This is a genomic window from Streptomyces lichenis (genome assembly GCF_023218175.1).
Taxonomy (GTDB): domain Bacteria; phylum Actinomycetota; class Actinomycetes; order Streptomycetales; family Streptomycetaceae; genus Streptomyces; species Streptomyces lichenis.
On sequence record NZ_JALPTH010000005.1, the window covers coordinates 209,401 to 220,603 of the forward strand.

10 protein-coding genes and 1 pseudogene are annotated in these 11,203 nt (G+C 75.2%); 6 read left to right on the plus strand and 5 right to left on the minus strand.

Going from position 1 to position 11,203, the window contains the following annotated elements; genetic code table 11:
- Positions 1-206 precede the first annotated feature (206 nt).
- Positions 207-1,343 carry a C40 family peptidase gene (locus tag M1O15_RS07410; RefSeq protein WP_248632445.1) on the plus strand — a complete coding sequence of 379 codons (1,137 nt, stop codon included), beginning with the start codon at positions 207-209 and terminating at the stop codon, positions 1,341-1,343.
- A 58-nt stretch (positions 1,344-1,401) separates the two neighbouring features.
- Here M1O15_RS07410 and M1O15_RS07415 read toward each other — a convergent pair whose 3' ends face one another.
- Entirely contained in the window at positions 1,402-1,755 is a 354-nt protein-coding gene (locus M1O15_RS07415; RefSeq protein WP_248632446.1) for a hypothetical protein, read from the minus strand.
- A gap of 402 nt (positions 1,756-2,157) precedes the next feature.
- On the opposite strand from M1O15_RS07415, the gene M1O15_RS07420 reads away from it, so the two are divergent.
- On the plus strand, positions 2,158-3,138 hold the full coding sequence (locus M1O15_RS07420; protein ID WP_248632447.1) for a C40 family peptidase: 981 nt from the start codon (positions 2,158-2,160) through the stop codon (positions 3,136-3,138).
- 36 nt (positions 3,139-3,174) lie between these two features.
- Here the strand turns inward: M1O15_RS07420 and M1O15_RS07425 are convergent, their stop codons facing one another.
- A complete protein-coding gene (locus M1O15_RS07425; protein ID WP_248632448.1) occupies positions 3,175-3,876 on the minus strand; it encodes a LuxR C-terminal-related transcriptional regulator in 702 nt (233 codons plus the stop codon).
- Positions 3,873-5,144, minus strand: coding sequence for an ATP-binding protein (locus M1O15_RS07430; protein WP_248632449.1), 1,272 nt, complete (start codon positions 5,142-5,144; stop codon positions 3,873-3,875). The genes M1O15_RS07425 and M1O15_RS07430 overlap by 4 nt, the downstream gene beginning before the upstream one ends.
- A gap of 190 nt (positions 5,145-5,334) precedes the next feature.
- Between M1O15_RS07430 and M1O15_RS07435 the strand changes: the two genes are divergently transcribed.
- A complete protein-coding gene (locus tag M1O15_RS07435; protein ID WP_248632450.1) occupies positions 5,335-6,630 on the plus strand; it encodes a PspC domain-containing protein in 1,296 nt (431 codons plus the stop codon).
- A complete protein-coding gene (locus tag M1O15_RS07440) occupies positions 6,617-6,880 on the plus strand; it encodes a hypothetical protein (protein WP_248632451.1) in 264 nt (87 codons plus the stop codon). Before M1O15_RS07435 ends, M1O15_RS07440 begins: the two co-directional genes overlap by 14 nt.
- Here the strand turns inward: M1O15_RS07440 and M1O15_RS07445 are convergent.
- Positions 6,787-7,254, minus strand: a pseudogene (locus M1O15_RS07445) (DoxX family protein); the annotation flags it as partial. The gene M1O15_RS07440 and the pseudogene M1O15_RS07445 sit on opposite strands and share 94 nt — an antisense overlap.
- Before the next feature lie 1,075 nt (positions 7,255-8,329).
- Here M1O15_RS07445 and M1O15_RS07450 point away from each other — a divergent pair.
- Positions 8,330-8,812 (plus strand): cupin domain-containing protein, encoded by a 483-nt coding sequence (locus M1O15_RS07450; protein ID WP_248632452.1) that lies wholly within the window; start codon positions 8,330-8,332, stop codon positions 8,810-8,812.
- Positions 8,813-8,876: 64 nt separating this feature from the next.
- Here M1O15_RS07450 and guaA read toward each other — a convergent pair whose 3' ends face one another.
- Positions 8,877-10,460: a glutamine-hydrolyzing GMP synthase gene (guaA, locus tag M1O15_RS07455; RefSeq protein WP_248632453.1), complete on the minus strand. Its 1,584-nt coding sequence runs from the start codon at positions 10,458-10,460 to the stop codon at positions 8,877-8,879.
- Positions 10,461-10,785: 325 nt separating this feature from the next.
- Between guaA and M1O15_RS07460 the strand changes: the two genes are divergently transcribed.
- Positions 10,786-11,133: a chorismate mutase gene (locus tag M1O15_RS07460; protein ID WP_282576387.1), complete on the plus strand. Its 348-nt coding sequence runs from the start codon at positions 10,786-10,788 to the stop codon at positions 11,131-11,133.
- Positions 11,134-11,203 lie beyond the last annotated feature (70 nt).

Below are 11,203 nucleotides of genomic sequence, written 5' to 3' on the forward strand. Positions count from 1 at the left end.
CCCGCATCGGCGAACCACGCCGGTCGGGTCGCCACCGCCGTCTCCGTGCTGCCCCGCGGCGGCACGGCACCGGGTCCCACGACGTACGACCGAGGTGAATCGGCCCGCGACCGCTCCCCCGGCGGCGGGCCGTAGGGCACCTTCCGTTCCGCCCGAACCTGCACCGGCCGCCCAGGGCCGACCCGGTAGGCGGTCCATGGAAGGAGATGCCGGCCTTGGCGTCGCATCGCAAGCCGCGCTCACGCACCCTGCCCGTCCTGCACGGTTCCTCCCCCGCCGCCGTCGGGGTCACCACGGCTGCCGCCCTCGCTTCGGTGGCCCTCATCTCCTCGCAGAGCGCCACCGCCGCCACCGCCCCGCCCTCCGGGCGCACACCCACCGCCGGAGCGCCCTCCCCCGAGGAGGTCAGCGCCAAGGTGGACGACCTCTACCGGCAGGCCGGCGGCGGCGACACCGGCCGGACGGCGGCGGTACGGTCCGGGGCCACCGCGGTCGGGACGGCGCCGGCCGAGCGCCCGGCCGACCGCGTCACCGACCGTATCGACGACCGCACCGCCGACCATGTCATCGACCGCATCGACACCCCGCCGCCGCGCGCGGAGGACCGGCTGCCGGACGCCTGGACCGCGCCCTGCCCCGGGGACGTCCGCGCGGGGACGGTACGGGACGAGGCGGGGTGCGGGGAGGAGGACCGTACGGGAGGGGTGGCCGCGGAGACCGCCCCGCGGGTGGTCAAGGAGCGCAGCCAGTCGCGGCTGGCCCAGGCCCGGCTGCTGCTGGTACGGGCCGCCGCCGAGCGGACGCCCGCCACGGGGATACCGGCCACGGGGATACCCGCCCTGGGCACACCCGTAGAGCCCCGCTCCACCGCCGTCCTCGCGGCCGCACGGCAGCTGTCGGTGGTGCCGCCTTCGCCGCCGGTGGCACCGGTGACCGCCCCGGCCGCCCCTGCCGCCCACGCCACGGGCTCGCTGGGGAGCGAGGCGGCCAGGGTGGTCGCCTTCGCCGAGGCCCAGTTGGGAAAGCCCTATGTGCCGGGGGCGGCGGGCCCGAGTTCGTACGACTGCTCCGGGCTGGTGCGTGCCGCGTGGAAGGCGGCGGGGGTCGAACTGCCCCGGGACGCCGGGGCGCAGGCGCTGGCCGGGACGCCGGTCGCGATGGGGCAGATGCGCGCCGGTGACCTGGTGTTCTTCCATGGCGGCGGCGCCGGCCCCGGCCCGGGCGGCCATGTCGGCATCTACAAGGGCGACGGGATGATGATCCACGCGCCCGGGCCGGGTGCCGGGGTGCGCGAGGAGTCCGTGTTCTCGATGCCGATCCACGGCAGCGTCCGCCCCGCCTGAGGGCCAAGGGCCCGCCCGAGGCCCGCGGGCCCCTCTGCGGCCCGCGGGCCCGGCGCGGTCAGGTCCAGAGGGTGGCGATGAGGATGTTCGCCAGGGTCAGCCCGCCGACGGCGCCGAACTGGGCCTTGTCCGCCTTCTCCTCGTCGCGCTTGACGTAGACCAGGCCGAGGATGACGACCAGGATCGCCAGCTTCACGCCGATCTTGATGTTGTTCACGGTCTGGTACTCGGCCTGGTTCAGCCCGACCAGCACCATGCCGGTGAGCAGCATGGTCAGGGCGCCGTGCAGCATGGCCGGGCTGAACCGCGCGGTGCCCGCGCTCATCGCCTTCATCTGGGTGAGGAAGCCGCCGAGGAGCGCGGCGATACCGATGATGTGCAGGGCGACGAAGACATTGATGAGGACGTCCATGGCCCGGAGCCTAGACGGGGCCCCGGGGCCCTCCGCCGCCCGGGGCCGGGCCCGCGCCTCGCGCGACAAATCCTCACCACAGATCCGCCTCGGGGCCGTTCCGGTCCGATCCCGCCCGGCATCCGGTCGCACCGGGTCACCGAGGCTCCAAGGGCGAACAGTTGCGGTCATTCCCCGTCCGGCGTGTGACCCGGGCGCCTAGCGTCCCTGCCACGTCCAGGAAGGGAAGTGACCGCCGCCGTGGCAGCACGCCAGCACCAGGAACCCGTCCCCCCTCACGATCCGGGGCCGCCCGGCCCGCGGCGGGAGGGCGGCGGTATCGAGGGGCGGTCCGGTGGCCGCCATCGCGGGCGGCGGGGCCGGGAGACTTCGGCCCGGAGGGCCGGAGCGGCCGGTGGGCGGGTGGCGCTGACGCTGGCGCTCGCCGGGGCGGCGACCGCGACCGCGCTGACGGGTTCCGGGCACGCGGAGCCCCGGCTGACCCCGGCGGGGGCCAAGGCGGAGGCGGACCGGCTGTACCGGGCCGCCGAGGAGGCGGCCGAGCGGTACAACGCCGTCCGGGAGAAGGCGGACGGCGCCCGGAAGGCGGTGAACGCGCTCCGCGACGAGGTGGCCCGGCGGGCGGCGGTCCTCAACACCGCCCGAGGCGCGGTCGGCGCGATGGCCGCCGCCGACTACCGCTCCGGTACGGGCGGTGGGCTGCCGCCCGCGCTGCGGCTGGCGCTCACGGCCGACCCGGACGCCTATCTGGACGGCGCCGTGCTCGCCGGCCGGGCCGCCGACCACCGGGCCCGTACGGTCGGCGCGCTGCGCGGAGAACTGGTGGAGCTGGCCCGGCTGCGGTCGGAGGCCGCCGGCCGGCTGACAGAGCTGGAGTCGCTACGGGCCGAGGCCGGCCGCCACCAGGCGGTGGTCCACGGCAAGGCCGCGGCGGCGCGGCGGCTGGTCGACAGCCTGCCGCAGCCGCAGCGCGCGGCCTACCAGGGGGAGGTGGCCGCGCCCGGGCCCCGGCCGGGGCCGCCGCCGGGCGACGGGTCCCGGGCCGCCGCGGCCGTCGCCTTCGCGTACGGAGCGCTGGGGAAGCCGTACGTCTGGGGGGCGACCGGCCCCGCCTCGTTCGACTGCTCGGGGCTGACCCAGGCGGCCTGGCGCTCGGCCGGGGTGGCGCTGCCCCGGACCACCTACACCCAGATCGGGGCGGGGCGGCGGGTCGGGAGGGGTGAGCTGGCCCCGGGCGACCTGGTCTTCTTCTACTCCGGGATCAGCCATGTCGGGCTCTACATCGGCGGCGGCCGCATGATCCACGCGCCCCGCCCGGGCGCCCCGGTGCGGATCGCCCCGATCGACGAGATGCCCTGGGCGGGCGCCACCCGGGTGGCCTGAGCCCACTGGGGCCCGGGGGCGTCGGGGGCCCGGGGGTCAGACCAGCCGGCGTGCGGTGGCCCAGCGGGTCAGCTCATGGCGGTTGGAGAGCTGGAGCTTGCGGAGCACCGCGGAGACATGGGACTCCACGGTCTTCACCGAGATGAACAGCTGCTTGGCGATCTCCTTGTACGCGTATCCCCGGGCGATCAGCCGCAGCACCTCGCGCTCACGCTGGGTGAGCCGGTCCAGGTCCTCGTCCACCGGAGGGGCGTCGGTGGAGGCGAAGGCGTCCAGCACGAAACCGGCCAGCCGGGGCGAGAAGACCGCGTCGCCCTCCTGGACCCGGAAGACCGAGTCCACCAGGTCGGTGCCGGTGATGGTCTTGGTGACATAACCGCGGGCACCGCCCCGGATGACACCGATGACGTCCTCCGCCGCGTCCGAGACGGAGAGCGCCAGGAACCGCACCGGGTCCTCGGCGGCCGCCATCAGACCGGCGCAGCGGCGCAGCACCTCGACCCCGCCGCCGCCGGGCAGATGGACGTCGAGCAGGACCACCTCGGGGCGGCTCTCGGTGATCACGGCGACCGCCTGGTCGACGTCGGCGGCCTCGCCGACCACCTCGACCCCGGTGGTGTCGGTGCGGCCGATCTCGGCGCGCACCCCCGTACGGAACATCCGGTGGTCGTCCACCAGCACCACCCGCACCCGGCGTCCGGCCGCCGTCTGCCCGGCCCCCGTCGTGGTCTCGCTCATCCGTCCGCCCTCTCCATCTCCAGCTCCACCTCGGTGCCCTCGCCCGGGGCGGTCCGCACCCGGGCGGTGCCGCCGTTGCGACGCATCCGGCCGATGACCGATTCTCGTACGCCCATCCGGTCCTCGGGAACCGCGTCCAGGTCGAAACCGGGGCCCCGGTCGCGCACCGAGACGAAGACCGTGCGGCCCTCGACCTCCGCGAACACCTGGACCGGCCCGCCCCCGCCACCGTACTTGGCGGCGTTGACCATGGCCTCGCGCGCGGCCTGGAGCTGGGCGGCCAGCCGCTCGTCCAACGGGCAGTCGCCGACGACCACCACCTCTATCGGGACGCCGTGCTTGTCCTCGACCTCGGCGGCGGTCCGCTTCACCGCCTCGGCGAGGGTGTCGGGCTCGTCGCTCTCGTCCTTGCCGGTGCCCTCGGGGCGGTAGAGCCAGTTCCGCAGCTCCCGCTCCTGGGCGCGGGCGAGCCGGCGGACCTCGCCGGGGTCCTCGGCGTGCCGTTGTATCAGGGTCAGGGTGTGCAGTACGGAGTCATGGACATGGGCGGCGACCTCGGCCCGCTCCTGGGCGCGGATGCGCATGGTCCGCTCCTCGGAGAGGTCCTGGGACATCCGCACCAGCCACGGCCCGGCGAGCAGGGCCATCCCGGCGAGCACCGCTATCGCGGCGGTCAGCGCGGTGCCGAGCTGGGCGGCGGCCCCGCGGACCACCAGGAACACCGTCAGCCCCATGCCGACCAGGGCGACCCCGGCGACGGCCCGGGCGAGCTGGAACAGCCGCCTGCGGCCGCCGGCCTCGGTCCAGCGGGCGCGGCGCGCGTTGTCCACCTGACGCCAGACCAGGACGACGCCGACGCCGACCAGCAGGGTCGGCCAGACATACCGCCCGGCGCCGGCGCCGAAGTCCACGCTGCCGGCGAAGGCGACCGCGCCGATGGCGAGCGCGACCATGGCGACGACCTGGCCGCGGTCCGGCTTGCGCAGCCGGCGCCGCCCGTCCGCGGTGGTCTCGAACACCGAGCGTGACTCGCTGGCGCGGCCGCCGACCCCGAGCGGGACGGCGATCCAGAACGCCGCGTACAGCAGGACGCCCAGGCCGTTGGAGAGGAACAGCGCGAGGAAGGCGAACCGCACCCACACCACCGGCAGCCCCAGGTGCCCGGCCAGCCCGCGGGCCACACCACCGAGCATCCGCCCGTCGGCGCTGCGGTACAGCTTGCGCACGGGAGGGTCGTCGAGGTCGGCCGGACGGGTGGTGACGGGCATGCTCTGATCGTCACACGTCCGGCCGCACCCCGGTATCAGGGCGGTCCCCTGGCTCGACCCTGAGACCGGCCCGGAGACCATCCCGGAGGACGGCCCGGTGAGCGTTCGAGTGGACGGGGCGTGAACCTCAGGGTCGGACCAGGGTCGCGAACGGTGGTGGCGGGGGGTCACCGTCGGTCACCATGGACGTATGACGCGTTCGGCTCCCTCCGCTCCCCCCGACGGCCGCGAGGCCCCGGGGGCACCGCCCGTCCCGCTGCGGCGCACCGCGCGCCGCCGGGTCGTGGCGGGCGTCTGCGGCGGCTTGGGCCGGTACTACGACCTCGACCCGGTGATCTTCCGGGTGGCCACCGGTGTGCTCGCGGTGACCGGTGGCATCGGGCTGGTCTTCTACGGCTTCGCCTGGCTGCTGCTGCCGGCCGACGGCGAGGAGGAGCCGGAGGGGCGGCGGCTGCTGTCCGGCCGGGTGGACGGGGCCTCGCTGCTGGCCGTGCTGATGGCCCTGGTGGGCTGCGGGCTGTTCCTGTCGATGCTGAACAACGGCGGCACGGTCTCCTTCTCGCTGCTGCTGGTGCTGGCGGTGGGCGGGGCGGCCGTCTGGTCCCGGCGGCGCTCCACCGAGCCGGAGCCCGGCGAGGGCCCGGCCGCCGTGCACACCGTGGCGGAGGCTCCGCCGGAGACCAAGGCGCCGCCCCCGCGCGACCTGCCCTCCTGGTGGCGGGACCCGATCGTCAAGGACGGCACCACCGGCCCGGTGCCCCTGGGGTATCTGTGGGGCCCGGAGGAGGCGGTGGGGCCGGGCTCCCCCGCCGAGCGGCGCAGGAGCCCCGCCTCGGCGGTCCCGGTGGCCCGGGGCCCGCGCGCCCTCGGCGGCCTGGTGCTGCTGCTGGCGCTGCTGGCGGGCGCTCTGGGCACCGGGCTGCGCTGGGGCTCCGAGCCGCTGGCGGTCTGCCTCCAGACCGGGCTGGCCTGTGCGCTGGCGGTGTTCGCGTTCGGGCTGGTGATCAGCTCGTTCGCCGGCCGCACCGGCTCGGGGACGGTCTTCCTGACCGTGCTGACGGCCCTGCTGCTGGCCGGTGCCTCGGCGCTGCCGCACCGGATCACCACCGACTGGATGCGCACCGAGTGGAAGCCGGCCGTGGCGGCGGACGTCCGGCCCTCCTACGCGCTGGGCAGCGGAGTCGGCACCCTCGACCTGTCCGCGCTCTCCATACCCGCCGGCCAGACGGTGAGGACCTCCGCCGAGGTGGGCGCCGGCCGGGTCGAGGTGGTGGTGCCCTGGGACGTCACGGTGAAGGTGCGCGCCCAGAGCGGGCTCGGCGACCTGAAACTGCCGGACGACCCGCCCGGGGACATCGACGTGGCCCCCGGGCAGGAGGCGGTGCACACCGTCGCCCCGCCCCGGGGCGCCGCCCCGGCGGGCACCGTCGAGCTGGAGCTGAACATCGCCGTCGGCCTGGTGGAGGTCACCCGTGCTGCGCCATGAGTTCCACCCCGGCCGCCTGGTCACCGGCGCCACCGGCCTGGCCGTCGCCGTCCTCTACGCGGGCGACGCGGCCGGCGCCTGGCACGCCCCCTGGTACGCGGTGTTCCCGGTGCTCGTGCTCGGGCTGCTGCTGGCCGGGGCGGCGGGCTACGCCGGCTACCGGGCCCGGCGGCGGCGCGCGGACCAGGCCGCGTCGACCGAGAACAGCGGCGCCCCGGCCAGCACCAGGGGCAGCCAGCCGATCAGATAGGGGAGGTCGTTGCCGTAGTAGTAGGGGGCGGACGGCCAGCTGACGGTCAGCCACAGGCTGAGCGAGATCAGCGCCCCGCCGAGCGCCGCCAGCCGGGCCAGCACCCCCACCAGGGTGCCGACCCCGACGGCCAGCTCACCGGCGGCCAGGGCGTAGCCGAAGCCCTCGGGGTTCCGCAGCGCCAGGTCCACCAGCCAGGGCACGGCGGAGGAGTCCCGGACCGCGCGCATGGTCTCGCCGACGGACCCGGGGCCGGACGCGGCGAGGAAGCCGGGGTCGGTGAGCTTGTCCAGCCCGGCGTAGATGAAGGTCACGCCGAGGAAGATCCGCAACGGAAGCAACGCGTACCGCCCGCCCCCGGCCCGCCACCCGGCCCCGGGTCCCGCGGGGGCGCCGCCCTGGTCCCCGCCCTGGCGCCCGCCCGCCCGACCGGCCTCGAAGCGCCCAGGCCGCTCCCGCGCGCCGAAGCGTCCGGGCCGCTCCTGTGCACCGAAGCGCACGGTGGACTCGCTTCCGGCGAAGCGCACGGTGGGCTCGCCGTCGTCGTAGCGCCCCGCCGCGCCGTGGGTGTGGGTCATCGCCGTCCGCCTCTCCACGCCGGGCCCGGACCCCGATGGTCCCGCGGACCCCCTCCCGGGGATACGTACCGGGGACCGACCGGGTTCACCACCCGAGGCCAGGCCTACCGCCCGGGACCGGGTCATCCTCCGGGGCCAGGTTCGCCGCCTGGACGGGCCCACCACCCGAGGTCGGGCCCACCGCCCGGGGCCGGATCGCCCCCCGGGGCCAGGTTCCCCGCCCGGACCGGGCCCACCACCCGAGGTCGGGCCCACCGCCCGGGGCCGGATCGCCCCCCGGGGCCAGGTTCCCCGCCCGGACCGGGCTCACCACCCGAGGTCGGGCCCACCACCCGGGACTGGATTCCACACACGACCGGGTTCCCATCCCCGGGACCGGGTCACCCCCGGGGCCAGGTTCCCCGCCCCGGACCGGGCTCACCACCCGAGGTTGGGCGCACCACCCGGGACCGGGTCGCCCCCCGGAGCTGGGTTCACCACCGTGTCCGGGCCCCCCGGAACCGAGCCACCCCCGGGACCGGGTTCACCCCCCGGGGCCACGTTCAACCGCCCCGGACCGGGTTCAGCGCACACGACCGGGCTCACCACCCGAGGTCAGGCCCGCCCCGGACCAGGCTCACCACCCGAGGTCGGGCGCACCACCCGAGGCGGGGTCGCCCCCGGGGCCAGGTTTCCCGCCCCGGACCGGGCTCACCACCCGAGGTCGGGCCCACCACCCGGGGCCGGATCGCCCCCGGGGCCAGGTTTCCCGCCCCGGACCGGGCTCACCACCCGAGGTCGGGCCCACCACCCGGGACTGGATTCCCTACACGACCGGGTTCCCATCCCCCGACCCAGGTTCACCCCGCACGACCGGGGCCAGAATGCGGGCATGACCGACGACGCATCGCGTGCACTGTCCACGGCCCGCTCCCCGCTGGTCGACCTGCTCGGGCTGGAGCCCCATGTGGAGGGCGGCTGGTATCGGGAGACCTGGCGGACGGAGGGCGCCACGGCTCCCGACGGCTACCCGGGCGCCCGCCCGTACGCCACCGGTATCCACTTCCTGCTGCACCCCGGGGAGACCTCCGCCTGGCACCGGGTGCGCTCCGACGAGCTGTGGCTCTGGCACCGCGGCGGGCCGCTCCGGCTCTCGCTGGGCGGACCGGGCGAGAAGCCGAGCGGGGCACCCGAGCACCTGGTGCTCGGCGCCTCCGTGGAGGACGGCGAGCACCCGCAGCTGCTGGTCCCGGCCGGTCACTGGCAGTCGGCCGAGCCGCTGGGCGACGAGCCGGTGCTGGTCTCCTGTGTGGTGGCGCCGGGCTTCGCCTACGAGGACTTCGAGCTGCTGGAGGGCGGGGAGACGGAGGGGTGAACGGCCGGAGCCGCCGTCCACGAGGGGTGGGCGGCGGCTCCGGTACGGACGGCCGGCGGGAGGGCTACTCCCACTCGATGGTGCCCGGGGGCTTGGAGGTCACGTCCAGGACGACGCGGTTGACGTCGCGGACCTCGTTGGTGATCCGGGTGGAGATCCGGGCCAGCACGTCGTACGGCATCCGCGTCCAGTCGGCCGTCATCGCGTCCTCGGAGGACACCGGGCGCAGCACGATCGGGTGGCCGTAGGTGCGGCCGTCGCCCTGCACGCCGACGCTGCGGACATCGGCGAGGAGGACCACCGGGCACTGCCAGATGTCCCGGTCCAGACCGGCCGCGGTCAGTTCCTCGCGGGCGATGGCGTCGGCATCGCGGAGCAGGTCGAGCCGCTCGCGGGTCACCTCGCCGACGATCCGGATACCGAGGCCGGGGCCCGGGAACGGCTGGCGGTGGACGATCTCCTCCGGCAGGCCGAGCTCCTGGCCGACCATCCGGACCTCGTCCTTGAACAGCTGGCGCAGCGGCTCGACGAGCTGGAACTCCAGGTCCTCGGGCAGCCCGCCCACGTTGTGGTGGGACTTGATGTTGGCGGTGCCGGTGCCGCCGCCGGACTCCACCACGTCCGGGTAGAGGGTGCCCTGCACCAGGAACTCCACCGGCTGGTCGTTCGGCGCCTCGGCGACGATCTCGGCCTGGGCCTGCTCGAAGACCCGGATGAACTCCCGGCCGATGATCTTGCGCTTCTCCTCGGGGTCGGAGACCCCGGCGAGCGCGGACAGGAACCGCTCCTGGGCGTCCACGACCTTCAGCTGCACACCGGTGGCCGCGACGAAGTCCTTCTCGACCTGCTCGGTCTCGCCCTTGCGCATCAGCCCGTGGTCGACGTAGACGCAGGTGAGCTGGGAGCCGATGGCCTTCTGCACCAGGGCCGCGGCCACCGCCGAGTCGACGCCGCCGGACAGCCCGCAGATCGCGCGCCGGTCGCCGACCTGGGCGCGGATCGACTCGATCTGCTCCTCGATGACGTTCCCGGTGGTCCAGTCGGGGGTGAGCCCGGCGCCCCGGTAGAGGAAGTGCTCCAGGATCTGCTGGCCGTGCGTGGAGTGCATCACCTCGGGGTGGTACTGCACCCCGTAGAGCTTCTTCTCGTCGTTCTCGAAGGCGGCGACCGGCACCACGTCGGTGGAGGCGGTGACGGAGAAGCCCTCGGGCGCGGCGGAGCAGGCGTCACCGTGCGACATCCACACCGGCTGCTCGGTCGGGGTGCCCTCGAAGAGGGTGGAGGAGGCCTTGGAGACGTGCAGCGGGGTGCGACCGTACTCGCGGGCGCCGGTGTTGTCGACGGTGCCGCCGAGCGTGGTGGCCATCAGCTGGAAGCCGTAGCACATGCCGAAGACGGGGACACCCGCCTCGAAGAGGGCGCGGTCGATGCTGGGCGCCCCCTCCTCGTACACGGAGGACGGCCCGCCGGAGAGGATGATCGCCTTGGGGTTCTTCGCCAGGATCTCGTCCACCGGCATGGTGGAGGGGACGATCTCGCTGTAGACCCGGGCCTCACGGACGCGGCGGGCGATGAGCTGGGCGTACTGCGCGCCGAAGTCGACGACGAGTACGGCGTCGGGCGCGGCAGCGGGATTCGCTGATGACACTACGGCGGCCTTCCGGCGTGGAGACGTGAGGTGTGGGGTGCGGTGATGTAGGGGGTGTGTCTCGATTCTAACGGCCCCGGTCACCCGTCCTCTCGTCTCACCATCCGAACCGGCGGCCGCCCCCTTCGGGTGATGGTCCATACTGTCGCCATGCGCGAGCTCCCGACCTTCGTCTTTACCTATGGCACCCGGCCCGTCCGGCTGCCATGGTCGTGCTGCTTGAGCCACTGACAAGCGACTTCCCAGGCGCCCCGGGCCGATTCGGTCCGGGGCGCCTGTGTGTTTCCCGGACCGGACCGCCCGGGGCCCGCCGCCCCGGCCCCCGATGACCGAGCCCTCCGAGGAGACCCCCGTGAACGCCGTCACCACCTCCACCCACCCCGCCGCCCGCGCCGCCGACGCCGAGTGGACCGGCGCCCGCACCGAGGAGGCGTCCCGGGTGGTCTCCGGCGCCCGGGAGCGCATCGACGCCCTGGACGACCGGATCATCGGCCTCATCCAGGAGCGGATGGCCGTCTCGGCCGTCATTCAGGAGGCCCGGATCGCCTCCGGCGGCCGCCGGGTGAACCTGGCCCGCGAGACGGAGGTCCTCTCCCACTACCGGGACGCCCTGGGGCGGCGCGGCACCACGCTGGCGATGACCGTGCTGGAGCTGTGCCGGGGCACCGTCTGACCCCTCAGCCGACCCCGGCTGAAAAGTGGCCGGATGTGAGTTCGGAGCCGGTCTCACCCGTCTGGCGCGT

What these genes read in the sequence shown, in the direction of transcription:
- M1O15_RS07460 (WP_282576387.1), top strand. Translation starts at nt 10,786, where the DNA reads ATGACCGAGCCCTCCGAGGAGACCCCCGTGAACGCCGTCACCACCTCC.
- M1O15_RS07415 (WP_248632446.1), bottom strand. Translation starts at nt 1,755, where the DNA reads ATGGACGTCCTCATCAATGTCTTCGTCGCCCTGCACATCATCGGTATC.
- M1O15_RS07410 (WP_248632445.1), top strand. Translation starts at nt 207, where the DNA reads ATGCCGGCCTTGGCGTCGCATCGCAAGCCGCGCTCACGCACCCTGCCC.
- M1O15_RS07430 (WP_248632449.1), bottom strand. Translation starts at nt 5,144, where the DNA reads ATGCCCGTCACCACCCGTCCGGCCGACCTCGACGACCCTCCCGTGCGC.
- M1O15_RS07435 (WP_248632450.1), top strand. Translation starts at nt 5,335, where the DNA reads ATGACGCGTTCGGCTCCCTCCGCTCCCCCCGACGGCCGCGAGGCCCCG.
- M1O15_RS07450 (WP_248632452.1), top strand. Translation starts at nt 8,330, where the DNA reads ATGACCGACGACGCATCGCGTGCACTGTCCACGGCCCGCTCCCCGCTG.
- M1O15_RS07425 (WP_248632448.1), bottom strand. Translation starts at nt 3,876, where the DNA reads ATGAGCGAGACCACGACGGGGGCCGGGCAGACGGCGGCCGGACGCCGG.